We start from the raw sequence: 26,889 nt of genomic DNA, 5'->3' as shown, positions 1-26,889 counted from the left end.
GGCGACCCCGGGGCCGGTTGTCCCGTGCCCCGTCCGCCCGCGCCCCTGGCCTACCCTGAACAGGTCACTGGCACCCGGAGCCCGACAGCGTCGGAGAAGGTCGGAGAAGTCGCAGGTCATGAGTGAACTGGCATATCCGTATGAAGCACCGGCCTCGCAGGCTCTGTTCGACCGAGCGGCGACCGTCACGCCCGGCGGCGTGAACTCACCGGTGCGGGCCTTCCGAGCCGTCGGCGGCACGCCGCGGTTCATGGTGTCCGGCACCGGCCCCTATCTGACCGACGCGGACGGCAGGGAGTACGTCGACCTCGTGTGCTCCTGGGGGCCCATGATCCTCGGGCACTCCCACCCCGAGGTGATCGCCGCCGTGCAGGACGCCGTCTCCCGCGGTACGTCCTTCGGCACGCCCGGTGAGGGCGAGGTCGCGCTCGCCGAGGAGATGGTGGCCCGCGTCGCGCCGCTGGAGCAGGTGCGGCTGGTCTCCAGCGGCACCGAGGCGACCATGTCGGCGATCCGCCTCGCGCGCGGGTTCACCCGGCGCACCAAGGTGATCAAGTTCGCCGGGTGCTACCACGGGCACGTCGACTCGCTGCTCGCCGCGGCCGGCAGCGGTGTCGCCACCTTCGCGCTGCCCGACACCCCGGGCGTCACCGGCGCCCAGGCCGGTGACACGATCGTCCTGCCGTACAACGACCTCGACGCCGTGCGCGAGGCCTTCCGGGCGCACCCCGGCGAGATCGCCTGTGTGATCACCGAGGCCTCCCCGGGCAACATGGGCGTCGTCCCGCCCGCCGAGGGCTTCAACCAGGGGCTGAAGGACATCTGCTCCGAGAACGGCGCCCTCTACGTCTCCGACGAGGTCATGACCGGCTTCCGGACCAGCCGCGCCGGGTGGTTCGGGGTCGACGGCGTCGTCCCCGACCTGATGACCTTCGGCAAGGTCATGGGCGGCGGCTTCCCCGCGGCGGCCTTCGGCGGGCGCGCGGACGTGATGGCGCACCTCGCCCCGGCCGGGCCCGTCTACCAGGCGGGCACCCTCTCCGGAAACCCCGTCGCCACCGCGGCCGGCCTCGCCCAGCTGCGGCTCCTCGACGACGCCGCGTACGCCAAGGTCGACGCCGTGTCGAAGGAGATCCAGGGCCTGGTCACCGAGGCGCTCACCAAGGAGGGCGTCGCGCACCGGCTGCAGACCGCCTCCAACATGTTCTCCGTGTTCTTCACCGACCGGCCCGTGCGGAACTACGAGGACGCCAAGACGCAGGAGTCCTTCCGCTTCACCGCGTTCTTCCACTCGCTGCTCGCCGACGGCGTCTACCTGCCGCCGTCCTCCTTCGAGTCCTGGTTCGTGTCCACTGCGCACGACGAGCGGGCCGTGCAGAAGATCGCCGACGCCCTCCCGGCGGCGGCCCGGGCGGCTGCGGAGGCCACGGCATGAGCGAGCAGCGGAGCAACAGCGCCGAGGACATCACCGTCGTCCACGTCATGCGGCACGGCGAGGTCGCCAACCCGGACGGCATCCTCTACGGCCGCCTCCCCGGCTACCACCTGTCCGACTTGGGGCGCCGGATGGCCGACCGGGTCGCCGAGCACCTCTCCGGCCGCGATGTGACGCACGTCGTCGCCTCGCCGCTGGAACGGGCCCAGGAGACGGCCGAGCCGATCGCCAAGGCGCACGGGCTGGACCTGGCGACCGACGAGCGGCTGATCGAGGCCGACAACATCTTCCAGGGCAAGACGTTCGGCGTCGGGGACGGGGCGCTGCGCAAGCCGAACAACTGGAAGCACCTGGTCAACCCGTTCCGGCCGTCCTGGGGCGAGCCGTACGTGGACCAGGTCGTCCGCATGATGAGCGCGTTGAGCGCGGCGAAGGACCAGGCCCGCGGGCACGAGGCGGTCGTGGTCAGCCACCAGCTGCCCATCTGGATCGTCCGGTCCTACGTCGAGCGTCGCCGCCTGTGGCACGACCCGCGCAAGCGCCAGTGCACGCTCGCGTCGCTGACGACCTTCACGTACCAGGGCGACCGCATCGTCTCCGTCGGCTACACCGAGCCGGCCCGCGACCTCGTCCCGGCCCACCTCCTCGCCGGCGCGAAGCCGGCGAAGGGCCAGACGAAGGCCTTCGGGGCGTAGGCACACGATGCACCGGGGGCGTTCCGCAGGCGCCGAGCCTGATGTGTTCGCCCCCTTCTGATCGCTTACGACTCCTTCGTTACGGAATCTGCGCATTTCAGCGGAACCTCCCCGTTCGTCACGACCTCTGACTGGGTGACCAGCACGACGTGACGAATCGGGGATGCCATGCGCGCTCTCTCCCGCAGGGGAATGCTCGGACTCGGCGCGGGAGCCGCCGCCGTCTCGCTCGCCGGATGCGGCGGACTCACGGGCTCGGACGACTCCGGCCAAGCCGACGGTTCCGGCGGCGACTCCGTCCAGGGCGGATCGAAGCCGAAGCCCGGGCCCACCGCCCGCCCCATCGGCGACGGATCGACCAGCCACACCGGCAAGCAGCCCCACCAGCCCGCCGCGCCGCGGCCGCTGGAGCCGGGTCAGACCCCGCCGCAGTTCGTGGTGTTCTCCTGGGACGGTGCCGGCGAGGTCGGCAACGGCCTCTTCCCGCGCTTCCTGGACCTCGCCAAGGAGCACGGCGCGAGCATGACCTTCTTCCTGTCCGGGCTGTACCTGCTGCCCGAGTCGAAGAAGCGCCTGTACAACCCGCCGAACAACCCGCGCGGCGCCTCCGACATCGGCTACCTCACCGACGACCACGTCAAGGCGACCCTGAAGAACGTCCGCCGGGCGTGGCTGGAGGGCCACGAGATCGGCACGCACTTCAACGGGCACTTCTGCGGCGATTCCCACGGTTCGGTCAAGAACTGGACGCCGGCACAGTGGCGCAGCGAGATCGACCAGGCGAAGTCGTTCGTCAAGCAGTGGCGCACCAACACCGGCTGGACCGACCTGCCGTCGCTGCCGTTCGACTACGACAAGGAACTCGTCGGCGGCCGCACGCCCTGCCTGCTCGGCCAGGACAACCTGCTGCCCACCGCCCGCGAACTGGGCTGGCGCTACGACGCCTCCTCGCCCGGCGGCCTCCAGGTCTGGCCCCGCAAGCGCCAGGGCATATGGGACCTGCCCCTCCAGCAGATCCCTTTCCCCGGCCGCGGCTTCGAGGTCCTGTCCATGGACTACAACATGCTGGCCAACCAGTCCCTCAACTCCACGAAGGCCCCCGCCCACAACTACCCGGGCTGGCGGAAGCAGTCGGCACAGGCGTACATCCAGGGATTCAAGCGGGCATACGAGACAAACCGGGCGCCTCTGTTCATCGGAAACCACTTCGAGCAGTGGAACGGCGGCATCTACATGGACGCCGTCGAGGAGGCCTTCCGGCACATCGCCCGCGAGAAGGAGAAGGGCGCGGATGTGCGTCTCGTCTCGTTCCGCCAGTTCACCGACTGGCTCGACGTGCAGAAGCCCGAGGTGCTCGACAAGCTCCGCACGCTCGGCGTCGGACAGCAGCCGGCCGGTGGCTGGCGGGAGTTCACCGGCAAAGCCGACGCACCGGGCACCGGTCCCTCGGGGAACGCCGCCTGAAATGCGGTTTTCCACCCGCAAGGGGGGTGGGCGAGACCCCCAGAACGGGCATGCGAAACTTTTCACATGAGTGCCGACAGCGCCCCCCAGCGTTCGAACCGCACGACCCGTGCCACCGAGCGCACCCGCCGTGTCCGCCGTAGCGCCACCCTGACCGCCGGTCTTGCCGCGACCGCGCTGCTCGTCACCGCGTGCGGCTCCGGCGGCACCTCCGGCGGGGGCGGCAACACCAACTTCGTCACCGGCACCGACGGCGTCGCCACGGTCGCGCAGGGCAAGCGCACCCCGGCCCCCGACCTGTCCGGCAAGACCATCGCCGGCAAGACCCTCGACGTCGCCGACTACAAGGGCAAGGTCGTCGTCCTCAACGTGTGGGGTTCCTGGTGCAACCCCTGCCGTGCCGAGGCCAAGTACTTCGCGAAGGTCTCCAAGGCGTACGCGGACAAGGGCGTGCAGTTCGTCGGCATCAACACCCGCGACACCTCCACCGGCGCGGCCCTCGCCTTCGAGAAGGACTGGGGCATCACCTACCCCAGCCTCTACGACCCGACGGGCAAGCTGCTGCTGCGCTTCAAGAAGGGCACGCTCAACCCGCAGGCGATCCCCTCCACGCTGATCCTCGACCGGGACGGCAAGGTCGCGGCCCGTTCGCTGTCCGCGCTCAGCGAGGAACGGCTGCTGAAGATGCTCAAGCCGGTCGTCGCGGAGAAGTGAGCGGAGCAGTGACGTGAGTGCAGTCACCACGCTCGCCGCGGTCGCGGACCCCAACGGCACGGTACTCAAGGGCGCCCTGCTGGCGGCCCTGCCGATCGCGCTGCTGGGCGGCCTCGTCTCCTTCTTCTCGCCGTGCGTCCTGCCGCTGGTGCCCGGTTACCTGTCCTATGTGACGGGGGTCGCCGGCACCGACCTCGCCGAGGCGCGGCGCGGCCGGATGGTCGCGGGCGCCTCCCTGTTCGTGCTCGGCTTCACCGCCGTGTTCGTCTCCTCGGGGGCGCTCTTCGGCTACTTCGGCGCCACGCTCCAGGAGCACAAGGACGTCCTGTCCAAGGTGCTCGGCGTGCTCATGATCCTCATGGGTGTCTTCTTCATGGGCCTGATGCCCTGGTTCACCCAGCGAGAGTTCCGCCTCCACCGCAAGCCGGTGGCCGGACTGGCCGGCGCACCCCTGCTCGGCGCGCTGTTCGGCATCGGCTGGACGCCCTGTATCGGCCCCACCCTGGCCTCCGTGCTCGCCCTCTCCTCCGACCAGGGCAGCGCCGGACGCGGGGCCGTCCTGACCATCGCGTACTGTCTGGGCCTGGGCGTGCCCTTCGTGCTCGCCGCGGTCGCCTTCCGCAAGGCCCTCGGAGCCTTCGGCTGGATCAAGCGCCACTACGTCTGGGTGATGCGGATCGGCGGCACCATGATGATCGTGACCGGTCTGCTGCTGCTGACCGGCGCGTGGGACCGCATCGTGCAGGAGATGCAGGTCTGGTCCGACGGCTTCACTGTGGGGATCTGATCGATGAGCAAGACCACCGCCTCCGACCCGGCCCCCTCCGCCGAGGACCGGGAGCTGGGTGAAGCCGGCTCGCAGCTGTCCACCGCCCCCAAGGAGGAGGCGCCCAGCCTGCCGTCCCTGGGCGTCGTCGGCTGGGTCCGCTGGTTCTGGCGGCAGCTCACCTCCATGCGGGTCGCCCTGCTGCTGCTCCTGCTGCTCTCCCTCGGCGCGATCCCCGGGTCCCTGATCCCGCAGTCCGGCAGCGACGAGACGAAGGTCGCCGACTTCCGCAAGGCCCACCCGACCCTCGGGGACGTCTACGACAAGATCGGTATGTTCCACGTCTACAGCTCGGTGTGGTTCTCCGCGATCTACATCCTGCTGTTCGTCTCGCTCATCGGCTGCATCGTGCCCCGCACCTGGCAGTTCGTGGGCCAGCTGCGCGGCCTGCCGCCCGGCGCGCCCCGGCGGCTGACCCGGCTGCCCGCCCACACCACCTGGCGCACCACGGCCGAACCCGAGCAGGTCCACCGGGCCGCCCTGGCCCTGCTGAAGAAGCGACGCTTCCGCGCCCACCTCGCCGGGGACTCCGTCGCCGCCGAGAAGGGCTACCTGCGCGAGGTGGGCAACCTCGTCTTCCACATCGCCCTCATCGTGATGCTGGTCGCCTTCGCCTGGGGCCAGCTGTACAAGTCGGAGGGCAACAAGCTGGTCGTCGAGGGCGGCGGCTTCGCCAACACGCTCACCCAGTACGACGACTTCAAGTCCGGCAACCTCTTCACCTCCGACGACCTGGTGCCGTTCAGCTTCAATCTGAAGAAGTTCACCGGCACCTACGAGCGCACCGGCCCCAACAAGGGCACCCCGCGCGTCTACAAGGCCGACATCACCTACAGCACGGGCGCCTACGGCAAGGACGAGACCGACACCGTCGAGGTGAACCACCCGCTGGAGATCGGCGACTCCAAGGTCTACCTCGTCAGCCACGGCTACGCGCCCGTCATCACCGTCCGCGACGCCCAGGGCAAGGTCGTCTTCGACGACGCCGTGCCGCTGCTGCCGCTGGACGCCAATGTCACCTCCTCCGGTGTCGTCAAGGTCCTCGACGGCTACCGCAACGCCCAGGGCAAGAAGGAACAGCTCGGCTTCAACGCGTTCTTCGTGCCGACCTTCGGCGGCTCCGCCAGCGGCACCATGCTGTCGCAGTTCCCCGCGCTGGACTCCCCGCTGCTCGCGCTGTCCGCCTACCACGGCGACCTGGGGGCCGACTCGGGCATCCCGCAGAGCGTGTACCAGATGGACCGCACCAACATGAAGGAGTTCAAGGACTCCGACGGCAAGCTGTTCAAGAAGCTGCTGAAGCCCGGCGAGACCATGAAGCTCCCGAACGGGGCCGGTTCGGTCACCTTCGGCAAGGACGTCAAGGAGTGGGCCGGCTTCCAGGTCGTCCAGCAGCCCGGCAGCGGCTGGGCCCTCGCCGGTGCCCTCGCCGCGATCGGCGGCCTGGCCGCCTCCCTGTTCATCCAGCGCCGCCGCGTCTGGGTGCGCGCGGTCCAGGGCGCCGACGGCGTCACCGTCGTGGAGATGGCCGGCCTCGGCCGCAGCGAGTCCGCCAAGGTCCCCGAGGAGCTGGGCCACCTCGCCGGCGACCTCTACGAGCAGGCACCGGGCGCTCCCGACCCCGACACCCCCGCAGATTCCCCCGACCCCGACCAGGAGCCGGGTACCGAACCCCCCGTACCTGCCGAAGGGGCTGAGAAGCAGTGACTCTCGCCGCCGCCACGAACGAAAACCTCGCGCAGATCAGCAATGTGCTGATCTACTCCGCGATGGCCGTCTACACCCTGGCCTTCTTCGCGTACATCGCCGAATGGCTCTTCGGCAGCCGCAGCAAGGTCGCCCGGACCGCGGCCGCGCTCACCGCACACGCGGACGCGAAGAAGGCGGCCCCGGCCGTCACCGTGAACCAGGCCGGCGGCACCGCCGTGCTGGAGCGGCCGAAGGTCACCGTGCGGGCCGCGGCCGGTCAGCGCGACGTGCCCGACGGGCCCGGGGCGCACGGCGGGGACGAGCAGGGCGACCTGTACGGCCGGATCGCCGTCTCCCTCACGGTGCTCGCCTTCCTGATCGAGTTCGGCGGTGTCCTCACCCGCGCCCTGTCCGTGGAGCGCGCCCCGTGGGGCAACATGTACGAGTTCAACATCACGTTCTCCACGGTCGCGGTCGGCGTGTACCTCGGGCTGCTGGCGTTGAAGAAGAACGTGCGCTGGCTCGGCCTGTTCCTGATCACCTCGGTCCTGCTCGACCTGGGCCTCGCGGTCACGGTCCTCTACACCGCCAGCGACCAGCTCGTCCCGGCGCTGCACTCGTACTGGCTGTACATCCACGTCTCGACGGCGATCTTCTGCGGCGCGGTCTTCTACGTGGGCGCGGTCGCCACGATCCTGTACCTCTTCAAGGACTCCTACGAGAGCAAGCTCGCGAGCGGCGGCACGCCCGGCACCTTCGCGACCTCCGTCCTGGAGCGGCTGCCCTCGTCCGCGTCGCTCGACAAGTTCTCCTACCGCGTCAACGCGGCCGTCTTCCCGCTGTGGACGTTCACGATCATCGCGGGCGCCATCTGGGCCGGTGACGCCTGGGGCCGCTACTGGGGCTGGGACCCCAAGGAGACCTGGTCGTTCATCACCTGGGTCGCCTACGCCGGCTACCTGCACGCGCGCGCGACGGCCGGCTGGAAGGGCCGCAAGGCCGCCTACCTGGCCCTCATCGCCTTCGGCTGCTGGCTGTTCAACTACTACGGCGTCAACATCTTCGTCTCCGGCAAGCACTCCTACGCGGGCGTGTGACGCGCCTCCGTACGGGTCAGCCCTGCCGGGCGACGCTCGTGATCACCTCCCGCAGCCGGACCGCGTACCGGGACAGGTTCTCGTGCGCGATCTCGGTGTCCGGATAGCGGCAGGCGAACCACAGGCCCTCATGGAGCCGATTCACCCAGACGCAGACCCGGTCGCCGTACGAGACCCTGATCAGTCCGTAGACCTTCTGCTCGGCCCACTGCCCGGAGCCGGGGACGTCTCGGGCGTCGAGGTAGGACACCAGGGAATACAGGTCGGGGGACGTGGGGCGGAAGTCCGTTCCGATCAGCCGGAGCACCCGTTCGAGGGGGGTGCGGGCCAGCCGCCGGTTGGCCCGCAGCTCGGCGTGGGCCTTCTCCAGGGCTGTCCGGAAGTCACGGACCTCCGCCAGCGGGATCTCGACCGGTGCCCCGCCGACGTACCAGCCCACGGAGTCCGACCACCGGGACGTCACCCGGGTGTGGAACGGAACGACGGTGCGGAAGACGGGCTCCCCTTCGATCTCGTTGAGGACGAGCGCAGTGGCCGCCAGCACGCCGACCAGGCTGCCGCCGTAGGGTCGGCAGTGCGCCTCGAACGCCTCGGCGACGTCGTCGTCCACCAGCGGCTCGCACAGCGCTTTCTGCCGGGGCAGTCCGCTGCCGGTGTCCACGCCGAGGTCGACGGGGAAGTTCGGCAGTTCTCCCCCGCAGTTCTTGATGAACTCCCGCCAGCGGACCACGATGTCGTGGCTCTCGTCGAGCTTGTCCGCGTCCGCCCGCTCGGCCTGGCAGAAGTCGACGTAGCTGGCGACGGGGTCCTGCTGGGGGGAACGGCCGGCCGCGACCGCCGCATAGAGCTCATGCAGGGCGGCGGGGATGTTCTCGAGTGAGTAGGCGTCGACGTTGCTGTGGTCGAAGGCCATGTACAGGCTGGTGCTGTCGTCCCGGAGGACCGCCGCGTAGATGAAGTTGGGCCACCGGAGTGCGTCCGCCACGGTGTCGAACCGCTCCTCAAGACGCTCGGCCAGCGCTGTCCCGTCCGTGAAGTCGCCGATCTGTTCCAGGCGCAGGCGCACGTCCTCGCTGCCGAGTGTGAACCGGGCGATCTCCTCGCCGGGCGGCCCGGACCAGTCGAAGCCGCTGCGCAGCGTCTCGTGCCGCAGGGTCCACGCGTACAGCGCGCTCTGGAGGACGTCCAGTTCCGCCCGGCCCGGGAGATCGAAACACACACCGATCCACGTCGGTACGAACAACCCGTCCTCACGCACGGACCGGGAGATCCTGATGTGCGACTCCTGGATGTAGGCCGGGGGCCTGGAGTCCTCCGGGAGGCCCCGTACCGCCGCGGCGGCCGCAGGATCGAGTGTCCACTCCACGAGTCGTCCCGGCCGTACCTCGCAGTGCCGGATGTCCGTCATGCGCATGAGGGGTCTCCGTTCGCGGATGGCGTGCCCTTATCAGGATGTGCCGTGGGGGTGAACGCCCCACACCGGCTTCCTCGAAAGGTCAGTCGAACGGACGGCATCCCGGGTGGTGAGTCCGGAAGCCGTTCGGGTCATCCGTCCCGGTCGCCGATGTCCTCACGCCACAGCTCCGGGTGCTCGGTGACGAAGCCACGCATCAGGTCGATGCTCTCGGGGTCGTCCAGCAGGACGATCTCCACGCCGTGCCGCGCGAGCCAGTCGTGCCCTCCCCGGAACGTGGTGGCCTCCCCGATCACCACCCGGGGGATGCCGAACTGCCGGACCAGTCCGCAGCAGTACCAGCACGGCGACAGGGTGGTCACCATCGTCGTGCCCCGGTACGACCGCTGCCGTCCTGCCGCGCGGAAGGCCGCTGTCTCCGCGTGCATCGTGGGGTCGTCGTCCTGGACACGGCGGTTGTGGCCGCGGCCGAGGAGAGTGCCGTCGGGGCCGTACAGCGCGGCGCCGATGGGGATACCGCCCTCGGCGAGGCCGGTGCGGGCCTCCTCGACGGCGGTGGCGAGCCACACGCGGGCCTGTGCGGGGTCCATGGCCTCATCCATGTCCTGCCTGAGCCGCTCCGTAACCCGGCCCCACCATCACCGCGCCGACGTGCGAGTCCCCTGGGGGAGGAACGGCTCATGTCGAGCCGTCCGCCCGCCCGATGGCAGCGGCAGGACGCGCGGGCCCGGAATTCAGGAAGGCGGAACGACTCATGGCACGGACCGGCCCGTGACCTGTTCGAGCACGGCGTAGTCCGCGAAGCTGCGGCGGTAGCGCAGGTGCCGCGTCTCCTGGGTGTGCCTGCGCTGCCACTCCTCCACCTCGCCGGGCGCCCCGCACGGACCCGAACCCGCCCCGCAGTCCTCCTCCTCGCCGGACACGCAGTACGCCTCGTATTCGGGCAGGGCCGACGCGTCCTGCACGATCGTGTACGGCACGTACCGGAAGATCCTGCGGCCGGTCGACTCCCCGCCGTGCTCCGCGTGTTGGTGCTGGCGCAGCAGCACGTTCGCGTCCGTCACCGCACTGCCGTCGAACGCGGCGCGTGCGCGGTCCCGCCGCAGCGCCAGGTCCTCGCAGGTCGCGCACCCGGGCACCGGGGAGGGTGGCCGGGTCGGATCCGCCGACAGGCCTTCCCTGGAACGGTCGTTGAGCGCGCGCACGCCCGCGCTGAGCCGCTCCTCCGGTGTCGCCTCGCGGATCCTCGCAGGGTCCGCCTGCCATTCCCGGCCGCCGCCGACCGGGCGCAGCATCACGTACGGGCCGGTCCTGTCCTGATACTCGCCGACCTTGCGCGTGTGCGGGTCGTAGACGAGCGTTCCCGGTTCCATTGCGCATACCTCCGTCACTCTGGGTGTATCGAGCGTTGCGCACGGGAACAGTCCGGTTCAATGCTTGGCGTGTGACACCGGTGCACTGTCACGGAGGGGGAGCCGTGAGCCGACGGAACGGCGGGGCGAGTACGGCGGCGGTATTCGGGGAGGTCCTGCGGCACTTCCGCGAGGCCGCCCTGCTCACGCAGGAGGGCCTGGCCAGACAGATCCCGTGCGACCGCTCGCATGTGGCGCGGGTCGAGGGCGGTACGAGGGTTCCGCAGGAGACGTTCGCCAAGACCTGTGACGAACTGCTGGGTACGGGTGGGGTGTTGCTGCGGCTGTGGGCCCGGATCGACTGGTACCAGCAGGTGGAACACCCTGATTGGTTCCAGCGCAGGGCGCAGATGGACGCGCAGGCGGTCAAGTTGTACGAGTACCAGGAAATGGTGATGCCGGGCTTGCTGCAGACCGCGGGCTACGCACGGGCACTGCTTTCACAGAGGGCTAGCGGCGAACTGCTGGAAGAGCGGGTTCGGGCACGTCTGAGTCGACAGCAACGCTTCCTCTCGGGGAGTGGGCCGATGTACGTCGCTGTGTTGGACGAGAGCTGCTTGCGCCCCGTGGGCGATTCCGCCGTGATGCGTGATCAGTACGCGCACCTGTTGCGCCTCGGGCAGAGTCCCAACATCCGAATCCAAGTAGCCCCGGCTGACCGCTCAGACCTTGTCCGCCCCAGCAGCTCCATGTCGTTGATCACGTTGCCGAACGGCGAACAGTGGGTCTACTCGGAATCCCTGAGTCACGGCTACTTCAGCAACGATCCGGGAGCCTGGGCTCAGCAAAGCCAGACCTATGATGTGCTCAGGGCTGACGCTCCGTCTGCTCCACAATCTGCCGCCTTGATCAGGGAGGCGATGGAAGGGTATGGGCGGGACCATGAACAGTTGCGACCTCGGCGCAATCTCCTGGATCAAGAGCAGCTACAGCGGCAACGACGCTGGCAACTGCATCGAAATAGCCCCCGGTTTCCCCGACACCGTCCCCGTCCGCGACAGCAAGAACCCTGACGGACCCGTCCTGGTCGTGAGCCGGACCGCCTGGTCGGCGTTCACAGCCGCCCTCTGACGCTCACTCCTCGCGCTTGCGTTCGTCCGGGTCGGTGTCCTTGTCCTGGTCGAGCGACTTCAGGAAGTCGGGATTGTCGTCGGGTGCCACCCACTGCCGGGGGCGCTGGGACGACGGCAGCCGCTTCTTGCCGGCGATCAGCCAGGAGATCGAGCCGACGAGCGGAAACACCAGCACCAGCAGCGCCCACAGCGGCTTGGGCATGTGGCGGATCTCGTCGTCCTTCGTGCTGATGCAGTCGATGAACGCGTACACGCTGAGCGCCAGCGGCACGAGGAACATCAGTACCCGGAGCATGCGGCCTCTCAGCGAAAGCGGTGGGTGGTTCCAGGCCAGGGTAGCGGCTCGGGGATACTGGACCCCATGGCTTACGACGATCTTCGCTCCCTGCTCAGGGCGCTGGAGCGCGAGGGTGACCTCAAGCGCATCAAGGCCGAGGTCGACCCGTATCTGGAGGTCGGGGAGATCGTCGACCGGGTGCAGAAGTCCGGCGGCCCCGCCCTGCTCTTCGAGAACGTACGCGGGTCGAGCATGCCGCTCGCGATGAACGTGTTCGGCACGGACCGGCGGCTGCTGAAGGCCCTGGGCCTGAAGTCGTACGCGGAGATCACCGAGCGGATCGGCGGGCTGCTGAAGCCCGAGCTGCCGCACGGCTTCGTCGGCGTGCGGGAGGCCTTCGGCAAGCTCGGCGCGATGACGCACGTACCGCCGAAGAAGGTGAAGGACGGTCCCGTGCAGGAGGTCGTCCTGACCGGGGACGACGTCGACCTGGACCGGCTGCCCGCGCTGTTCACCTGGCCGAAGGACGGCGGGTCGTTCTTCAACCTGGGGCTGACCCACACCAAGGACCCGGAGAGCGGCGTCCGCAACCTGGGGCTGTACCGGCTCCAGCGGCACGACAAGCGCACCATCGGCATGCACTGGCAGATCCACAAGGACAGCCGCAACCACTACCAGGTGGCCGCGCGCCGGGGCGAGCGGCTGCCCGTGGCGATCGCCTTCGGGTGCCCGCCGGCCGTGACGTACGCCTCCACCGCCCCGCTGCCGGGGGACATCGACGAGTACCTGTTCGCCGGGTTCCTCGCGGGCAAGCGGATCGAGATGGTCGACTGCAAGACCGTGCCGCTCCAGGTGCCCGCGCAGGCCGAGGTCGTGATCGAGGGCTGGCTGGAGCCGGGCGAGATGCTGCCCGAGGGGCCGTTCGGCGACCACACCGGCTTCTACACGCCGCAGGAGCCCTTCCCGGCGCTGACCATCGACTGCATCACGATGCGCAAGCGCCCGCTGCTCCAGTCGATCGTCGTGGGCAGGCCGCCCACGGAGGACGGGCCGCTGGGGCGGGCGACGGAACGCTTCTTCCTGCCGCTGCTGAAGATCATCGTGCCGGACATCGTGGACTACCACCTGCCGGAGGCGGGCGGCTTCCACAACTGCGCGATCGTCTCGATCGACAAGAAGTACCCGAAGCACGCGCAGAAGGTCATGCACGCGATCTGGGGCGCGCACATGATGTCGCTGACCAAGCTGATCGTGGTCGTCGACTCCGACTGCGACGTGCACGACCTGCACGAGGTCGCCTGGCGGGCGCTCGGCAACACCGACTACGCCCGGGACCTGAGCATCGTCGAGGGTCCCGTCGACCATCTGGACCACGCCTCCTACCAGCAGTTCTGGGGCGGCAAGGCCGGTATCGACGCGACGAAGAAATGGCCCGAGGAGGGCTACACGCGCGACGGCGGCTGGCCCGACATGGTGGAGTCCGATCCGGAGACGGCGGCGAAGGTGGACCGCCGCTGGAAGGAGTACGGCCTGTGACCAGCGCCTCCGCCGCGATCCCCCAGCCGGGACGCACCAAGGCGTTCCTGCGGCTGGTGATGATCGAGCACTCGGTCTTCGCGCTGCCCTTCGCCTACATCGCCGCGCTGACGGCCATGTACCAGTGGGACAGGAACATCCACTGGGGACGGCTGCTGCTGGTCACCGTGTGCATGGTGGGGCTGCGCACCTTCGCGATGGCCGTCAACCGCATCATCGACCGGGAGATCGACGCGCGGAACCCGCGCACGGCGCAGCGCGAGCTGGTCACTGGTGCGATGTCGGTGAAGCACGCCTGGACGGGCGCGTTGATCGCGCTGGCCGTCTTCCTCGGCGCCGCCGCCCTGCTGAACCCCCTGTGCCTGGCGCTGGCCCCCATCGCGGTGATCCCGATGGTGGTCTACCCCTACGGCAAGCGGTTCACGAACTTCCCGCAGGCCATCCTCGGCCTCGCCCAGGCGATGGGCCCGGTCGGCGGCTGGCTGGCGATCTCGGGGGAGTGGTCCTGGGACGCGGTGATCCTCGGCCTCGCCGTGGGCATCTGGATCGGCGGTTTCGACCTGATCTACGCCTGCCAGGACGTGGAGACCGACCGCGAGATCGGCGTCATGTCCGTCCCGGCCCGCTTCGGCATCCCGGCGGCCATCTGGGGCGCGCGGGTCTGCCACGCCCTCACGACGGCCCTGTTCGTCTGGTACGCCCTCGCCACCGGCGCCGGTGCCTTCTTCTGGCTGGGCCTGCTGATCGTCGCCGCGGCGTTCCTCTACGAGCACTCGATCGTGCGCCCCCACGACCTGTCCCGTGTGAACCGCGCCTTCTTCAGCGTCAACGGCTTCATCGGCATCGCCCTGTTCGTGTGCGCGCTGCTGGACCTGCTGGTACGGGGTCTGACCGTCTGATCACGGGGCGGTGAGCGCGCGGCCCGCCTCCGGGCGGCGGCGGAACAGGAACGCCGCCGCCACGCCCGCCAGCAGACCTATCAGGTGGCCCTGCCAGCTGACGCCCGTCTGCGTCGGGGCCAGGCCGGCCAGGATCGAGCCGCCCCACACCGCGGCGACCAGCACGCCCGCAAGGACGCCGAAGGCGCGGCGCTCGACGACGCCGCTGACCAGCAGGAAACCGAACAGGCCGAAAATCACGCCCGACGCTCCCGCGGTGTTGGTGTGCTCCGGGGCGATGAGCCAGACACCGAGCCCGTCCACCACGATGATCAGCGCGGCCACCAGCAGGAAGCGCCGCAGACCCGACAGCGCGGCCAGGAAGCCCAGGACCAGCAGCGGCACGGTGTTCGCCAGCAGATGGGCGAAGCCGAAGTGGATGAAGGACGAGGGGACGACGTCGACCAGCTCGGACGGGTCGCGCGGGGTGACGCCGAAGCCGTCCAGCGCATGGCCCGTGGCCACGTCCACCACTTCCAGCAGCCACAGCAGCGCCACCCACGCCAGCATCAGCTTGCCCGCGGCCAGCGCGCGATCGCCTTGTGACCACCCCGCTCGCGGATCCGGCATGGCGACCCCCAGTGCTCGCTCGTCCCCTCGGTGCAACGGCCCGCACCCCTGGACCGGTTCCCACCCTGTGACGCCCGATAGGCTCGGAGTCGTGAACCCAGTCAAGCCAGGCGAGACGCCGCGTACGCCTTGGATCGTAGGGGTGTCCGGGGCTTCCGGCACCCCCTATGCCGCCGCCGTCCTGCGGGCCCTGCTGGACGCCGGTGAGAGCGTCGACCTCGTGGTGTCCCGGGCCTCCCGGCTCACCCTGAAGGACGAGACCGGGATCTCCTTCCGGGACGCCCACTGGCAGTCCGACCTGCGTGAATGGCTCTCCCGGGGCGCCGACGGCAAGCCGGGCACCTTCTCCGTCGACATCGACGCCGTACGGCACTGGAGCGCCGGCGACCTGGCCGCCGGGCCCTCCTCGGGGTCGTACCCCACCAAGGGCATGCTCATCGTGCCCGCGTCGACGGCGAGCGTGGCGGGGGTCGCGCTCGGGCTGTCGAAGGACCTGCTGCAACGGGCGGCGAGCGTGACCCTCAAGGAGGGACGCAAGCTGATCGTGGCCGTGCGGGAGACCCCGCTGAACGGCCAGACCCTGCGCCACCTGGTCACCCTCGACGACGCGGGCGCGACGGTCGTGCCCGCCTCACCCGCCTTCTACGCGGGCGCGACGCACATCCAGGACCTGGTGGACTTCGTCGCCGGCCGCGTCCTCGACGCGGCGGGCGTGCCGCACCGGCTCTACCGCCGTTGGCAAGGTGAACTCGGCGGCGGTGCGCACCGCGACGGCTGAGCAGTACCCGAACCTCATCGGACTCAACGACAACTTCAGCGGAAGGCTTCGATCGCAATGGACGCGGTGGACAGGCAGCTCATCCAGGCCCTGAGGGAGAACGGCCGGGCCTCCTACGCGGAGCTGGGACGCCTCGTCGGACTGTCGGGACCCAGTGTCACCGACCGCATCAACCGGCTGGAGGCCGCCGGCGTCATCACCGGCTACCGGGCCACCGTCGATGCCGCCTCGCTCGGCCTGGGCGTGACCGCCCTGATCGGCATCTCACTCTCCGACGCCACCGACCACGAGGACGTGGCGCAGCGGCTGAAGGACCTCTCGGAGATCGAGGACTGCTGGTTCATCGCGGGCGACGACTCGTACATGCTCAAGGTGCGGGCGGCGGACGTCGACGGTCTGGAGAAGATGATCCGGCGGCTCAGCGGGATCGAGGGCGTCTCCCGGACGCGTACGACGATCGTGCTCTCCACGAAGTGGGAGAACCGGGTCGGGGAGCTGCCCGAAGAGGAGTAGAGGCGTAGTCGTACGGTTGGGACGTCGTCGTAGAAAGGTGTGGGCATGGATCTCGGGCTCAAGCGCGAGCTGGAGGAGAAGGTCAGGGCGGGTGAGCGCCTGACCCGTGAGGACGGCATCGCGCTGTACGAGTCGGACGACCTGGCCTGGCTCGGCGGCCTCGCGCACGAGGTGCGCACCCGCAAGAACGGCGACGTCGTGCACTTCAACGTCAACCGTCACCTCAACATGACGAACGTGTGCACGGCCTCCTGCGCCTACTGCTCCTTCCAGCGCAAGCCGGGGGAGAAGGACGCGTACACGATGCGGATCGAGGAGGCCGTGAAGCTCGCCAAGGCGATGGAGTCGGAAAACCTCACCGAGCTGCACATCGTCAACGGGCTGCACCCGAACCTGCCGTGGCGGTACTACCCGCGGTCGCTGCGCGAGCTGAAGGCGGCGCTGCCGGACGTCTCCCTGAAGGCCTTCACGGCGACGGAGATCCACCACTTCGAGACCATCTCGGGGATGAGCGCCTCGGAGATCCTCGACGAGCTGATCGACGCCGGTCTGGAGTCCCTCACCGGCGGCGGCGCGGAGATCTTCGACTGGGAGGTCCGGCAGCACATCGTGGACCACCGCACCCACTGGGAGGACTGGTCCCGGATCCACCGGCTCGCGCACGAGAAGGGTCTGAAGACCCCGTGCACGATGCTGTACGGGCACATCGAGGAGCCGCGTCACCGGGTGGACCACGTACTGCGGCTGCGCGAGCTGCAGGACGAGACCGGCGGCTTCCAGGTCTTCATCCCGCTGCGGTACCAGCACGACTTCGTCGACATGCAGGACGGCAAGGTGCGCAATCGCCTCCAGGCGCGGACGCAGATGGCGACGGGGGCGGAGGCGCTGAAGACCTTCGCCGTGTCGCGGCTGCTGTTCGACAACGTGCCGCACGTGAAGGTCTTCTGGGTCATGCACGGGGTGCAGACGGCGCAACTGGCGTTGCAGCACGGGGCGGACGACATGGACGGGTCGGTCGTCGAGTACAAGATCACTCATGACGCGGACAACTATGGGACGCCGAACAAGCTGACGCGGGAGGATCTGCTGGATCTGATCCGTGATGCCGGCTTCCGGCCTGTGGAGCGGAATACGCGGTACGAGATCATTCGGGAGTATGAGGGGCCGGACCCGTTGCTTCGCGAGGCGCCGCAGCCCATGCGGGTCTGATGGCGGATGCGGGTGTGTAAGGGTTCTTCGCGCAGTTCCCCGCGCCCCTGGGCGGGGTACCCGGAGGGCATGGTCAGGACCTCGGCACCTGAGGATGCCTATACCGCTGAACCCTTCGTTCCCGGTCGCGGTGGGCTTGTCGCTCTGCGGCGGGCCGCCGCAGAGTGCCGGGGGTGTCCCCTGCACCGGGACGCCACGCAGACCGTGTTCGGCTCGGGGGACGCCGATGCCCGGGTCATGCTCGTGGGGGAGCAGCCCGGGGATCAGGAGGACCGGCAGGGCAAGCCGTTCGTGGGGCCTGCCGGGAAGCTGTTGGACCGGGCCCTTGAGGAAGCCGGCATCGATCCCTCCGAGGCCTACGTCACCAACGCCGTGAAGCACTTCAAGTTCACGCAGGCCGAGCCGCGGAAGCGGCGGATCCACAAGGCTCCCAGTCTGCGGGAGATGACCGCGTGCGGGCCCTGGCTGGCCGCGGAGCTCGCGGTCGTGGAGCCGGAGCTGATCGTCGTCCTCGGGGCCACCGCCGGGAAGGCGCTGCTCGGGTCATCCTTCCGGGTCACGCAGGTGCGGGGAACGGTGCTGGAGGAGGAGATCCACGGGCGGCCGGAGCGGCTGGTGCCGACCGTGCACCCGTCGTCGGTGCTGCGGTCCGACGACCGTGAGGCGGCCTACCGGGGGCTGGTGTCGGACCTGAAGGTGGCGGCCGACGCCCTGTCGTAATAGCTACGATGGGCGCATGCCCCTTACCCTCACGCTCGAACCCTCCGTCACCCCCGAGCTGCGTGACGGTCTGCTCGATCTGTGGACCGATGTCTCCAACGCCGGGGGAGCCGTCGGGTACGTGCCGCCGGTGACGCGGGAGGAGATCCGCCCCGCGCTCGTGCAGCACTTCGCGGCGATGGCGGACGGGCGGGTCAAGCTGCTCGTCGGGCACGACGAGGAGGGGCGGGTCGCGGCGACCGCGTTCCTGACCTTCAACACGCACCACCTGATGACGCACTGGCTGTGGCTGTACACGGTGATGGTGCACCCCAGGCACCAGGGCAAGGGCTGGGGGCGGGACCTGCTGCGCGCCGCCGCGGACACGGCCCGGGCAATGGACGGGATCGAGGCGATCCGGCTGACCTGCCGGGGCGGTCTCGGGCTCGAGCGGTTCTACGCCTCCTGCGGCTACAAGGAGGTCGGGCGGATCCCCGGGGCGATCCGGGTGGCGCCCGGGGAGGACCGCGACGACGTGGTCATGCTGCTGCCCCTGGCCTGACCCCCCTGCAAGATCGGCCGCTCCGCGTGCTTCACTGGACGGTGCCCCTTTGGGTGTGTTCCGGCCGTTCGAAACGGAAGAGTGGATTGAGATGCTCCGCTACACGCTGATGCGCCTCGGAATCTTCGTGGGCTGCCTCGTGGTCGTCTGGGGCGCCGTCTACTCCGGCATCGCCCCGCGCGGGCTCGGCAACAGCAACGGGCTGTGGATCGTCGCGCTCGCCCTGCTCATCTCCGCGCCGATCAGCCTGGTGGTGCTGCGCAAGGAGCGGGACCGGGCGTCCGTGCAGGTCGCGCAGCGCGTCGACCGGATGAAGGCGAACATGGAGGCCAACCGCAGTCAGGAGGACGCCGTCGACGACACGGCCCGCACCCAGGGACAGACCTCGTAGGGCTCCCTCGCGGGGCCTCCTGACAGGGCCCCCACGCGCTCACAGCGCCTCGTTTCCGCACATGCTCGGAAACGGGGCGCTTTGCGTTGTATGGGTGCGTGTGCGTCATCACCTGTCAAAGCCAGGCTTTGGGGTCCTCAAAGCTCTGGTGTTAAGGTTGTGCTATGAAGTCAGCAGTCGCGCCCCCTTCGCCTCTGAGCGCTCCGCTCGTGGCGCGGCTGCACGTGGATCTCTGTCGGTGCGCGTCCGCTTTCTGTCGTCCCTGACGTAACGCAACACCCCGTCGTCCCCCACGTCAGTCCCCCTACGCGTCCCCCCAACGGAGTCAGCCCGTGTCCTCACGCACGAAGTCCTTCAAGGTGCCCTTCTGGGCCCAGATACTCGCCGGTCTCGTCCTGGGTGTGCTGCTCGGCTGGCTCGCCCGCAACCAGGACCTGTCCTGGCTGACCACGACACTAGAGAAGGTCGGCGACACCTTCATCGGGCTGCTGAAGCTCGCGGTCGCCCCGCTCGTCTTCTTCGCGATCCTCGTCTCGATCACCAATCTGCGGAAGGTCAACAACGCGGCCCGGCTGGCCTCGCGCACCCTTCTCTGGTTCATGATCACCTCGCTGATCGCGGTCAGCATCGGCCTGGTCATCGGCCTGCTGACCAACCCCGGCGCCGGTACCGGCCTCACGCCCAAGGACGGCGCGAAGCCCGAGGACACCGGCTCCTGGATCGACTTCCTGACGGGCATCGTCCCGACCGACGTCATCACGCCGTTCACCGACCTGAACGTGCTGCAGATCGTGTTCATGGCCGCCGTCGCCGGTATCGCCGCGCTCCAGCTCGGTGAGAAGGCCCAGCCGATCCTCACCCTCAGCGAGTCCGTCCTCAGCCTGCTCCAGAAGGCGCTGTGGTGGGTCATCCGGCTCGCCCCGATCGGCACCGTCGGCCTCATCGGCAACGCCATCGCCACCTACGGCTGGGACCTGATCGGCAAGTACGCGACCTTCACCGCCGACGTCTACATCGGCTGCCTCATCGTGCTGTTCGGCGTCTACCCGACGCTGCTCGCGACCGTCGCCAAGGCCAACCCGCTCCAGTTCTTCAAGGGCGCCTGGCCCGCGATCCAGCTGGCCTTCGTCTCCCGCTCCTCCGTCGGCACCATGCCGCTGACGCAGAAGGTCACCGAGCGGCTCGGCGTACCGAAGGAGTACGCCTCCTTCGCCGTGCCGTTCGGCGCCACGACCAAGATGGACGGCTGCGCCGCGATCTACCCGGCCATTGCCGCGATCTTCGTCGCCCAGATCTTCGACATCCAGCTGGGCGTCGGCGACTACCTGCTGATCGCGTTCGTCTCGGTGGTCGGCTCGGCCGCCACCGCCGGTCTCACCGGCGCGACGGTCATGCTGACCCTCACCCTGTCCACCCTCGGCCTGCCGATGGAGGGTGTCGGTCTGCTCCTCGCGATCGACCCGATCCTGGACATGATCCGCACCGCGACCAACGTCGCCGGGCAGGCGCTGATCCCGGTCCTGGTCTCGGCCCGGGAGAACCTGCTCGACCGCGACGCGTACGCCACGGCCGACGGCTCCTCCCTGGACGAGCCGCTCGACGAGTCGCGTGACGAGCCGCGCGACCGGACCGAGCCGGTCACCGCGACCGCCTGACGGCAGCACGGGCCGTACGGCTGCTCGACCGCAGCACCGGCCGCACGCGTTCACGGGCCCCCTGAGCGGTCCTTCCCCGGACGACCGGGAGAGGGCCGTCCAGGGGGCCCGTACGCTAAGCGCCATGGGTGCCGTGAAGACCAAGCGGATGCCGCGCGCGGTCCGTGAGCAGCAGATGCTGGACGCCGCCGTGCGGACCTTCGGCCAACGGGGCTACATGGCCGCGTCGATGGACGAGATCGCCGAACTCGCCGGCGTGTCCAAGCCGTTGGTCTACCTGTACCTCAACTCAAAGGAAGACCTCTTCACCGCCTGCATCCGCCGCGAGGCCAAGGCCCTGGTCGACGCGGTGCGGGCCGGGGTCCGCCGCGACCTGCCCGCCGACCGGCAGCTCTGGGAAGGGCTCGGCGCCTTCTTCACGCACACCGGCGAGAACCCGGACGCGTGGTCGGTCCTGCACCTCCAGGCCCGCACCCACGGCGAGCCGTTCGCCGGCGAGGTCACCGCGATGCGCGAGGAGATCGTCGCGTTCGTGACGCAGCTGATCCTCGCCGCCGCCCGCGAGGCCCGCCCCCAAGCTGTCGGCTGCGCTCGAGCAGCGAGGTACCCCCATGACCCCGAGCTGCCCGAACGCGAGGTCGCCGGGCTCGCCGAGGCCTTGGTCGGCGCCGCCGAGTCGCTCGCCGCGTGGGCCAACGCCACGCCGGGTGTCACCCCCCGCCAGGCCGCGGCCACGCTGATGAACTTCGCCTGGGCGGGACTCGGCGACCTCATGGCCGGCCGGCCCTGGGCGCCCCCGGAGGAGCCGCCGGGCCCTCACGTCGGGTAGACGTCCCCCGTCACGTGGATCCGGTCCCGGGGGCCGCGCAGCTCGAACCGGCCCTCCCGCGCCGCGTACGTCACCGTCCCGGGCAGCAGGACCGGTGCCCGGAACTCCGCGCGCAGGCGGCAGTTCTGCGGGACGCCGTGCGCGGCGAGGCAGCGGGCCACGGTCCACATGCCGTGCGCGACGGCCCTGGGGAAGCCGAACGGCCGGGCCGTGAGCGGGTGCAGATGGATCGGGTTGCGGTCCCCGGAGGCGGCACCGTAGCGGCGCCCGACGTCCCCGGCGAGCCGCCACTCGTCGACCGGCGGCAGCGGCTTGGGCGGCTCCGGTTCCCGGGGCCCCGTGGCCGGCCGGTCCGTGCGGTGCCGGGCCAGGTACGTGCTCGTCGACTCCCAGACGACGGCACCGCCGCGGCGCATCTCGGTGACGACCGTGGCCTGCGTGCCGCGCCGGTGCGGCACCAACCCCTCGACGTGCACGGAGAGTTCGTACCGGCCGCCGGGCGACAGCCGCTCGTGCCGGGTGACGGTGATCGAGGTGTGGACGAGGCCGGGCAGGGGCAGCGGGAAGTCCCGGCCGCTCATCAGCCGCATGGCCAGGGGGAACCCGAGCACGTGCGGATACGTCACCGGCAGCGCGTCCTCCCCGACGGGGAACCCGCAGATCCGCTCGTACGCCGCGAGCCGCGCGAGGTCGACCCGCACGCCCGGCAGGACGAGCCGGGTGCGGGGGAACGCCGCGTCGGGGCCGGGGCGTTTGAAGGGGGACAGCAGGGCACCGCGGGCGAGGAGCGGGGCGAGGGAGGGCGGCCGGGTGAGAGTGAGAACAGCGGTGGGGTCGGTCATCACGCCCCCAGCAGGCTCTGGCCGCAGACGCGGACGCTCCGGGTCGGCGGCGGCCGTCTCGCCATCTCCTTGCCCAGGGAACGCGTGAAGCCCTCCAGGACCTGCTGGGCCGCGGCCTGGTGGTGGTCGGCGGGGTCGAGGGGCGCGCCGAGCACGACCACGCGTCCGCTCGCCGTGACCGACCGCAGTACGGGGTGCGGGCCGGCGTGCACCTGCGCCAGGGCCTCGACGTCCCGTACCCCGGTCGCGTCCAGGACGACGGCGGCCGTGCGGCCGGAGCCGGCCGGGCCGGGGCCGGTCCGGGCCAGGACCGGTGCCAGGTCGGGGCCGAGGGCGGACCGGCCGGCGGTGAGGCGCAGCAGGCCGCCGTCCAGGCCCGGCCGCTCGGCGGCCCAGCGGGTCAGCGCCGCGGGCTGCGGCAGACCCAGCCGACGGGTGAGGAACCGGCCCGGCGCGGTGGCGGTGAAGCGCAGACAGCGGTCGGCCATGGACGACTCCCAGTTCCCGAGGACGGTTTTCGCTGACGCCCCACTCCTGCTTACTCTGGAGCAAGGTTACCGGAGGTAAGGCTACGTCACGGGCGAGGAGCAGGTCGAGATGAGCTGGTCGAGATGATCTGGTCGAGATGAGTCCCCGTCAGCTGTCCCCGACGGTGCGGCGCTTGGCGGTCATCGGCGGAGCGCGCCTACGGGACGCCCCCGCCCGCGGCCGATCTCCGTCTGTGCGGCGGGCGGCAGGGGTGACGGCCGTCCTGGAGCGCGCCTGAATCCACCGGCACGCAGAACCTGAAAGCCCCTCACCTGATCCCCGAGATTGCACAGGCCTGGCTCCGGACCATCCCCGAACCAGCACAAAGCCGCCACGTCAGCGCCGTACGATCCCGTTCCTACCGCCAGTAACCCCTTTCGGGGGGTTCAGCCGGTTGAGCGCCTCGGCGTGCGAGGCACGTACGTCATGCAGCAAGCAGTCCTTCGCTGCACGCCCCAGGAGCCGCCCGTGTCCACTGCGTATCCCTCCTCCGCCTACGGCGACGCGTACGGCGACGCGTACGGGGGGCCGAGGCTCGTCGAGCCCGAGGTACGGCGGATGGACGGGGCGGTACGGGAGGCCTCCGTGCCGCCGCTGGCCCCGCCGTGGGCCCACGGGTCGCTCGCCGACCTGCCGTTCGACAACGCGAGTGCACACCCGGGTTCCGTGGCACTCAGCCGCAGGGACGCCGACGGCAACTGGAGCGACGTCACGGCGGCACACTTCGCCGACCAGGTGCGGGCCGTGGCGAAGGGCCTGATCGCCGAGGGCCTCATGCCGGGCGACCGGATCGCCGTCATGGCCCGCACCATCTACGAGTGGACCGTCCTGGACTTCGCCGCCTGGGCGGCCGGACTGGTCACCGTCCCCGTCTACCCCACCTCCTCCGTCTTCCAGGCCCGCTGGATCCTCCAGGACTCCGGCGCGGTCGCCCTGGTCACCGAGACCGCCGCCCAGGCCGCCGCCCTCGGCCCCGAGCGGGAACGCCTGCCCGACCTCAAACACATGTGGGTCGTCGACAAGGGCCACGTGGACCGGCTCGCGGAAGCCGGGGCCCACCTGCCCGACCAGGAGGTCGAGGTGCGGCGCGGCATGCTCGGCCCGGACACCCTCGCCACCCTCGTCTACACCTCGGGCACCACAGGCCGCCCCAAGGGCTGCGCCCTTACCCACGGCAACTTCTTCGCCGAGGTCGACAACGCCATCGAGCTGCTCTACCCCGTCTTCCGGGCCAAGACCAGCGAAGAGGCCTCGGTGCTGCTGTTCCTGCCGATGTCCCACGTCTTCGGCCGCATGGTCGCCATCGCCTGCATCCGGGCCCGCGTACGGCTCGGCCACGCCCCGAGCATCAAGGCCGACCACCTGCTCCCGGACCTCGCCGACTTCCGGCCGACCTGCCTGCTGGCCATCCCGTACATGCTGGAGAAGATCTTCAACTCGGCCCGCGCCAAAGCCGAGGCGGCCGGCCGGGCCTCGTCCTTCGACCGCGCCGTGGCGGTCGCACAGCGCTACGGGGAGGCCCTGGAGGCCCAGCAGACCGGCACCGGCCCCGGCCCCACCCGCGCCCTGAAGACCACCCGGGCCTTCTACGACCCCCTGGTCTACCGCCGCATCCGCAACGCCATGGGCGGCAGGGTCCGCTACGCCATCTGCGGCGGCTCCCCGCTCGGCCGCCGCCTCGCCGCGTTCTACGCCGGGGCCGGCATCGAGATCTTCGAGGGCTACGGCCTGACCGAGACCACCGGCGCGACCACCGTCACCCCGCCCCTCAAACCCCGGCTGGGCACCGTCGGCTGGCCGCTGCCCGGCACCCGCGTCCGCATCGCCGCCGACGGGGAGATCCTGGTCGGCGGCGACCACGTGCTGCGCGGCTACTGGGACCCGCAGGCCGGTGGTGTCGTCCCCGCCGCCCCCGACGGCTGGCTCGCCACCGGCGACCTCGGCGCGCTGGACGACGAGGGTTACCTGACGATCACCGGCCGCAAGAAGGAACTGCTCATCACCGCCGGCGGCAAGTCCGTCGCCCCGGCCCCGCTGGAGAACTGGCTGCGTTCGCACCCGCTGATCTCCCAGTGCATCGTCCTGGGCGACGGCCGCCCCTTCGTCTCCGCGCTGATCACCCTCGACCCGGACGGCATCACCCACTGGCGCCAGATGAACGGCAAACACCCCGTGCCGGCCACGCTCCTCGTCGACGACGAGGAACTGCGCGCCGTCCTGCAACGCGCCGTCGACGAGGCCAACAAGATGGTCTCCCGCCCGGAGTCCATCCGCCGCTTCGCCGTCCTCCCCGAGGACTTCACGGAGGAGGCGGGCCATCTGACACCCTCGATGAAGCTCCGCCGGGAGGCCGTGCTGCGCGCGTTCGCCACCGAAGTGGAGAGCCTGTACACGCGGTGATTCACCTTTGCGAGGTCTTCACACGTGGTTCTTGACGACGCACGGCGTCTGCCCGTTGGCTTTCGACCATCTCGTCACGATGCTCCCCCTCGGAAGGCTCCACCAGTGATACCGCGTAACACCCGTCAGGCCGCCGTGCGGCGCATCTCCATCGCCCTGGCGGTCTCCGTGTCGGCCCTGTCCCTCGCCGCCTGCGGCGACGGCGGGAGTGACGACTCCGCCTCCGGGAAGGGCAACGACCTGACGGTGGGCCTGCTGCTGCCCGACCGGGAGACGGCACGCTTCGAGAAGTTCGACTACCCGCTGATCAAGAAGGAGGTCGCCGACCTCACGGAGAACAAGGGCACGGTCCGCTACGCCAACGCCGAGTCCAGCGTGACCAGACAGAGCGAGCAGTTCCAGAAGATGATCGCCGACAAGGTGGACGTCATCCTCGTCGACGCCCTGAACTCCAAGTCCATCGCCGGTGATGTGCGGAAGGCCAAGGACGCGGGCATCCCGGTCATCGCCTACGACCGGCTCGCCGAGGGCCCCATCGACGCCTACGTCTCCCACGACAACGAACTCGTCGGCCAGGTCCAGGGCCGCGCCATCACGGGGGAACTCGGCGACAAGGCCCAGAAGAGCAAGGTCGTCATGATGAACGGCGACCCCGGGGACCCCAACACCGCACGCTTCAAGGACGGCGCCCTCAGCGAACTCCAGGGCCAGGTCGACATCGTCGCGCAGTACGACACCAAGGAGTGGAAGCCGGCGACCGCCAAGGCCAACATGAAGAAGGCGATCCAGAAAGTCGGGCTGAACAACATCGCCGCCGTCTACTCGGCCAACGACGGCATGGCGGGCGCCGTCATCGAGGCGCTGGAGGAGGCCGGGGCCTCCAAGGTGCCGCCGGTCACCGGGCAGGACGCCAACCTCGACGCGGTGCAGCGGGTCGTGGCCGGCGAGCAGTACATGACCGTGTACAAGTCCTTCCTGCTGGAGGCGACCAACGCCGCGAAGATCGCCGTGGCCAAGGTCCAGGGCCGGGACATCGAGTTCGCCGCGCTGACCCGGGAGACGGTCGACAGTCCGACGCAGAAGAACATCCCGGCGATGCTGGTGCCGGTGGTCGCCCTCACCAAGGACAACATCAAGGAGACGGTCGTCACCGACGGCGTCTACACCGTCAAGGACATCTGCACCTCCGCGTACAAGGCGGACTGCGCGGCCATCGGCCTGGAGTAGCGGCCGCGCCGCGTGCGGCCGCCGGGTCCGGGTTGCGGGGCCCTCTTCGCCGGCGGCTGCGGGCTGCCGATGGCCGGTCGCGCGGTTCCCCGCCCCCGAAGGAAGGGCGTCGCCCC

27 protein-coding genes and 2 pseudogenes are annotated in these 26,889 nt (G+C 70.0%); 22 read left to right on the top strand and 7 right to left on the bottom strand.

Annotation, left to right across the window (positions count from 1 at the left end):
* Positions 1-118 precede the first annotated feature (118 nt).
* The 7 genes from hemL (at position 119) to ccsB (ending at position 7,920) form a co-directional block, all read left to right on the top strand.
* Positions 119-1,435: a glutamate-1-semialdehyde 2,1-aminomutase gene (gene hemL / locus ACFZDI_RS05780; protein ID WP_234846851.1), complete on the top strand. Its 1,317-nt coding sequence runs from the start codon at positions 119-121 to the stop codon at positions 1,433-1,435.
* Positions 1,432-2,130 carry a histidine phosphatase family protein gene (locus ACFZDI_RS05775; RefSeq protein ID WP_234846850.1) on the top strand — a complete coding sequence of 233 codons (699 nt, stop codon included), beginning with the start codon at positions 1,432-1,434 and terminating at the stop codon, positions 2,128-2,130. The genes hemL and ACFZDI_RS05775 overlap by 4 nt, the downstream gene beginning before the upstream one ends.
* Positions 2,131-2,298: 168 nt before the next feature.
* Entirely contained in the window at positions 2,299-3,594 is a 1,296-nt protein-coding gene (locus ACFZDI_RS05770; protein WP_391247927.1) for a polysaccharide deacetylase family protein, read from the top strand.
* Positions 3,595-3,660: 66 nt separating this feature from the next.
* Positions 3,661-4,308 carry a redoxin family protein gene (locus tag ACFZDI_RS05765; protein ID WP_391247925.1) on the top strand — a complete coding sequence of 216 codons (648 nt, stop codon included), beginning with the start codon at positions 3,661-3,663 and terminating at the stop codon, positions 4,306-4,308.
* A 13-nt stretch (positions 4,309-4,321) separates the two neighbouring features.
* The gene (locus ACFZDI_RS05760) at positions 4,322-5,095 is read left to right on the top strand and encodes a cytochrome c biogenesis protein CcdA (RefSeq protein ID WP_391247922.1); all 774 of its coding nucleotides are present in this window, start codon (positions 4,322-4,324) and stop codon (positions 5,093-5,095) included.
* Between the two features lie 3 nt (positions 5,096-5,098).
* Positions 5,099-6,841, top strand: a complete 1,743-nt coding sequence (locus tag ACFZDI_RS05755) for a cytochrome c biogenesis protein ResB (RefSeq protein ID WP_391247920.1) — start codon at positions 5,099-5,101, stop codon at positions 6,839-6,841.
* Positions 6,838-7,920 carry a c-type cytochrome biogenesis protein CcsB gene (gene ccsB / locus ACFZDI_RS05750; RefSeq protein WP_234846845.1) on the top strand — a complete coding sequence of 361 codons (1,083 nt, stop codon included), beginning with the start codon at positions 6,838-6,840 and terminating at the stop codon, positions 7,918-7,920. Before ACFZDI_RS05755 ends, ccsB begins: the two co-directional genes overlap by 4 nt.
* Before the next feature lie 16 nt (positions 7,921-7,936).
* Here ccsB and ACFZDI_RS05745 read toward each other — a convergent pair whose 3' ends face one another.
* The 3 genes from ACFZDI_RS05745 to ACFZDI_RS05735 all read right to left on the bottom strand — a co-directional run bounded on the left by ACFZDI_RS05745 (position 7,937) and on the right by ACFZDI_RS05735 (position 10,707).
* Complete coding sequence (locus ACFZDI_RS05745) at positions 7,937-9,334, bottom strand: condensation domain-containing protein (RefSeq protein WP_391247918.1); 1,398 nt, start codon at positions 9,332-9,334, stop codon at positions 7,937-7,939.
* A 131-nt stretch (positions 9,335-9,465) separates the two neighbouring features.
* Positions 9,466-9,924: a nucleoside deaminase gene (locus ACFZDI_RS05740; protein WP_361121628.1), complete on the bottom strand. Its 459-nt coding sequence runs from the start codon at positions 9,922-9,924 to the stop codon at positions 9,466-9,468.
* A 162-nt stretch (positions 9,925-10,086) separates the two neighbouring features.
* Positions 10,087-10,707: a hypothetical protein gene (locus tag ACFZDI_RS05735; RefSeq protein ID WP_308287402.1), complete on the bottom strand. Its 621-nt coding sequence runs from the start codon at positions 10,705-10,707 to the stop codon at positions 10,087-10,089.
* Between the two features lie 104 nt (positions 10,708-10,811).
* Here ACFZDI_RS05735 and ACFZDI_RS05730 point away from each other — a divergent pair, with 104 nt between their 5' ends.
* Positions 10,812-11,759 (top strand): Scr1 family TA system antitoxin-like transcriptional regulator, encoded by a 948-nt coding sequence (locus ACFZDI_RS05730; RefSeq protein WP_391247915.1) that lies wholly within the window; start codon positions 10,812-10,814, stop codon positions 11,757-11,759.
* The gene (locus ACFZDI_RS05725; RefSeq protein ID WP_234846879.1) at positions 11,707-11,817 is read left to right on the top strand and encodes a DUF397 domain-containing protein; all 111 of its coding nucleotides are present in this window, start codon (positions 11,707-11,709) and stop codon (positions 11,815-11,817) included. Before ACFZDI_RS05730 ends, ACFZDI_RS05725 begins: the two co-directional genes overlap by 53 nt.
* A gap of 3 nt (positions 11,818-11,820) precedes the next feature.
* On the opposite strand, the gene ACFZDI_RS05720 is transcribed toward ACFZDI_RS05725, so the two are convergent.
* Positions 11,821-12,114 (bottom strand): PLD nuclease N-terminal domain-containing protein, encoded by a 294-nt coding sequence (locus ACFZDI_RS05720; protein ID WP_234846841.1) that lies wholly within the window; start codon positions 12,112-12,114, stop codon positions 11,821-11,823.
* Between the two features lie 66 nt (positions 12,115-12,180).
* On the opposite strand from ACFZDI_RS05720, the gene ACFZDI_RS05715 reads away from it, so the two are divergent.
* Together ACFZDI_RS05715 and mqnP are read left to right on the top strand one after the other, a co-directional pair.
* Positions 12,181-13,632 (top strand): menaquinone biosynthesis decarboxylase, encoded by a 1,452-nt coding sequence (locus ACFZDI_RS05715; protein ID WP_234846840.1) that lies wholly within the window; start codon positions 12,181-12,183, stop codon positions 13,630-13,632.
* Positions 13,629-14,531: a menaquinone biosynthesis prenyltransferase MqnP gene (gene mqnP / locus ACFZDI_RS05710; protein ID WP_361121639.1), complete on the top strand. Its 903-nt coding sequence runs from the start codon at positions 13,629-13,631 to the stop codon at positions 14,529-14,531. Before ACFZDI_RS05715 ends, mqnP begins: the two co-directional genes overlap by 4 nt.
* Here mqnP and ACFZDI_RS05705 read toward each other — a convergent pair whose 3' ends face one another.
* Positions 14,532-15,140 (bottom strand): rhomboid family intramembrane serine protease, encoded by a 609-nt coding sequence (locus tag ACFZDI_RS05705; RefSeq protein WP_391247912.1) that lies wholly within the window; start codon positions 15,138-15,140, stop codon positions 14,532-14,534.
* Positions 15,141-15,231: 91 nt separating this feature from the next.
* Between ACFZDI_RS05705 and ACFZDI_RS05700 the strand changes: the two genes are divergently transcribed.
* The 9 genes and pseudogenes from ACFZDI_RS05700 to ACFZDI_RS05660 all read left to right on the top strand — a co-directional run bounded on the left by ACFZDI_RS05700 (position 15,232) and on the right by ACFZDI_RS05660 (position 21,776).
* Positions 15,232-15,918 carry a UbiX family flavin prenyltransferase gene (locus tag ACFZDI_RS05700; protein ID WP_234846837.1) on the top strand — a complete coding sequence of 229 codons (687 nt, stop codon included), beginning with the start codon at positions 15,232-15,234 and terminating at the stop codon, positions 15,916-15,918.
* A gap of 57 nt (positions 15,919-15,975) precedes the next feature.
* Positions 15,976-16,431, top strand: a complete 456-nt coding sequence (locus tag ACFZDI_RS05695) for an Lrp/AsnC family transcriptional regulator (RefSeq protein WP_033314055.1) — start codon at positions 15,976-15,978, stop codon at positions 16,429-16,431.
* Positions 16,432-16,476: 45 nt separating this feature from the next.
* Positions 16,477-17,640 carry an aminofutalosine synthase MqnE gene (gene mqnE, locus ACFZDI_RS05690; RefSeq protein ID WP_234846836.1) on the top strand — a complete coding sequence of 388 codons (1,164 nt, stop codon included), beginning with the start codon at positions 16,477-16,479 and terminating at the stop codon, positions 17,638-17,640.
* A gap of 69 nt (positions 17,641-17,709) precedes the next feature.
* Positions 17,710-18,360, top strand: coding sequence for a UdgX family uracil-DNA binding protein (locus tag ACFZDI_RS05685; RefSeq protein WP_234846835.1), 651 nt, complete (start codon positions 17,710-17,712; stop codon positions 18,358-18,360).
* A gap of 16 nt (positions 18,361-18,376) precedes the next feature.
* Positions 18,377-18,901, top strand: coding sequence for a GNAT family N-acetyltransferase (locus ACFZDI_RS05680; RefSeq protein WP_234846834.1), 525 nt, complete (start codon positions 18,377-18,379; stop codon positions 18,899-18,901).
* Between the two features lie 91 nt (positions 18,902-18,992).
* On the top strand, positions 18,993-19,292 hold the full coding sequence (locus ACFZDI_RS05675) for a DUF4229 domain-containing protein (RefSeq protein ID WP_234846833.1): 300 nt from the start codon (positions 18,993-18,995) through the stop codon (positions 19,290-19,292).
* Between the two features lie 206 nt (positions 19,293-19,498).
* Positions 19,499-19,558: pseudogene (locus ACFZDI_RS05670) on the top strand (putative leader peptide); the annotation flags it as partial.
* A 66-nt stretch (positions 19,559-19,624) separates the two neighbouring features.
* Positions 19,625-20,947, top strand: a complete 1,323-nt coding sequence (locus ACFZDI_RS05665; protein ID WP_234846832.1) for a dicarboxylate/amino acid:cation symporter — start codon at positions 19,625-19,627, stop codon at positions 20,945-20,947.
* Between the two features lie 124 nt (positions 20,948-21,071).
* The gene (locus ACFZDI_RS05660) at positions 21,072-21,776 is read left to right on the top strand and encodes a TetR family transcriptional regulator (RefSeq protein WP_391247907.1); all 705 of its coding nucleotides are present in this window, start codon (positions 21,072-21,074) and stop codon (positions 21,774-21,776) included.
* Here the strand turns inward: ACFZDI_RS05660 and ACFZDI_RS05655 are convergent.
* Together ACFZDI_RS05655 and ACFZDI_RS05650 are read right to left on the bottom strand one after the other, a co-directional pair.
* A complete protein-coding gene (locus ACFZDI_RS05655) occupies positions 21,764-22,618 on the bottom strand; it encodes a MaoC/PaaZ C-terminal domain-containing protein (RefSeq protein WP_391247906.1) in 855 nt (284 codons plus the stop codon). The genes ACFZDI_RS05660 and ACFZDI_RS05655 overlap by 13 nt on opposite strands.
* A 56-nt stretch (positions 22,619-22,674) precedes the next feature.
* Positions 22,675-23,106, bottom strand: a pseudogene (locus ACFZDI_RS05650) (short chain dehydrogenase); the annotation flags it as partial.
* Positions 23,107-23,614: 508 nt separating this feature from the next.
* Here ACFZDI_RS05650 and ACFZDI_RS05645 point away from each other — a divergent pair.
* Together ACFZDI_RS05645 and ACFZDI_RS05640 are read left to right on the top strand one after the other, a co-directional pair.
* Positions 23,615-25,546, top strand: a complete 1,932-nt coding sequence (locus ACFZDI_RS05645; RefSeq protein ID WP_391247904.1) for an AMP-binding protein — start codon at positions 23,615-23,617, stop codon at positions 25,544-25,546.
* A gap of 105 nt (positions 25,547-25,651) precedes the next feature.
* Positions 25,652-26,773, top strand: coding sequence for a substrate-binding domain-containing protein (locus ACFZDI_RS05640; RefSeq protein ID WP_391247902.1), 1,122 nt, complete (start codon positions 25,652-25,654; stop codon positions 26,771-26,773).
* Positions 26,774-26,889 lie beyond the last annotated feature (116 nt).

Origin of the sequence: Streptomyces sp. NPDC007907 (assembly GCF_042959365.1) — a bacterium.
Taxonomy (GTDB): domain Bacteria; phylum Actinomycetota; class Actinomycetes; order Streptomycetales; family Streptomycetaceae; genus Streptomyces; species Streptomyces indiaensis.
This window is presented reverse-complemented; position numbering and strand designations above follow the sequence as displayed.

Coding starts and splice junctions, on each gene's coding strand:
- hemL (WP_234846851.1), top strand. CDS start 119: ATGAGTGAACTGGCATATCCGTATGAAGCACCGGCCTCGCAGGCTCTG.
- ACFZDI_RS05775 (WP_234846850.1), top strand. CDS start 1,432: ATGAGCGAGCAGCGGAGCAACAGCGCCGAGGACATCACCGTCGTCCAC.
- ACFZDI_RS05770 (WP_391247927.1), top strand. CDS start 2,299: ATGCGCGCTCTCTCCCGCAGGGGAATGCTCGGACTCGGCGCGGGAGCC.
- ACFZDI_RS05765 (WP_391247925.1), top strand. CDS start 3,661: ATGAGTGCCGACAGCGCCCCCCAGCGTTCGAACCGCACGACCCGTGCC.
- ACFZDI_RS05755 (WP_391247920.1), top strand. CDS start 5,099: ATGAGCAAGACCACCGCCTCCGACCCGGCCCCCTCCGCCGAGGACCGG.
- ACFZDI_RS05745 (WP_391247918.1), bottom strand. CDS start 9,334: ATGCGCATGACGGACATCCGGCACTGCGAGGTACGGCCGGGACGACTC.
- ACFZDI_RS05740 (WP_361121628.1), bottom strand. CDS start 9,924: ATGGACCCCGCACAGGCCCGCGTGTGGCTCGCCACCGCCGTCGAGGAG.
- ACFZDI_RS05735 (WP_308287402.1), bottom strand. CDS start 10,707: ATGGAACCGGGAACGCTCGTCTACGACCCGCACACGCGCAAGGTCGGC.
- ACFZDI_RS05720 (WP_234846841.1), bottom strand. CDS start 12,114: ATGCTCCGGGTACTGATGTTCCTCGTGCCGCTGGCGCTCAGCGTGTAC.
- ACFZDI_RS05715 (WP_234846840.1), top strand. CDS start 12,181: ATGGCTTACGACGATCTTCGCTCCCTGCTCAGGGCGCTGGAGCGCGAG.
- ACFZDI_RS05705 (WP_391247912.1), bottom strand. CDS start 15,140: ATGCCGGATCCGCGAGCGGGGTGGTCACAAGGCGATCGCGCGCTGGCC.
- ACFZDI_RS05695 (WP_033314055.1), top strand. CDS start 15,976: ATGGACGCGGTGGACAGGCAGCTCATCCAGGCCCTGAGGGAGAACGGC.
- mqnE (WP_234846836.1), top strand. CDS start 16,477: ATGGATCTCGGGCTCAAGCGCGAGCTGGAGGAGAAGGTCAGGGCGGGT.
- ACFZDI_RS05685 (WP_234846835.1), top strand. CDS start 17,710: ATGGTCAGGACCTCGGCACCTGAGGATGCCTATACCGCTGAACCCTTC.
- ACFZDI_RS05680 (WP_234846834.1), top strand. CDS start 18,377: ATGCCCCTTACCCTCACGCTCGAACCCTCCGTCACCCCCGAGCTGCGT.
- ACFZDI_RS05675 (WP_234846833.1), top strand. CDS start 18,993: ATGCTCCGCTACACGCTGATGCGCCTCGGAATCTTCGTGGGCTGCCTC.
- ACFZDI_RS05660 (WP_391247907.1), top strand. CDS start 21,072: ATGGGTGCCGTGAAGACCAAGCGGATGCCGCGCGCGGTCCGTGAGCAG.
- ACFZDI_RS05655 (WP_391247906.1), bottom strand. CDS start 22,618: ATGACCGACCCCACCGCTGTTCTCACTCTCACCCGGCCGCCCTCCCTC.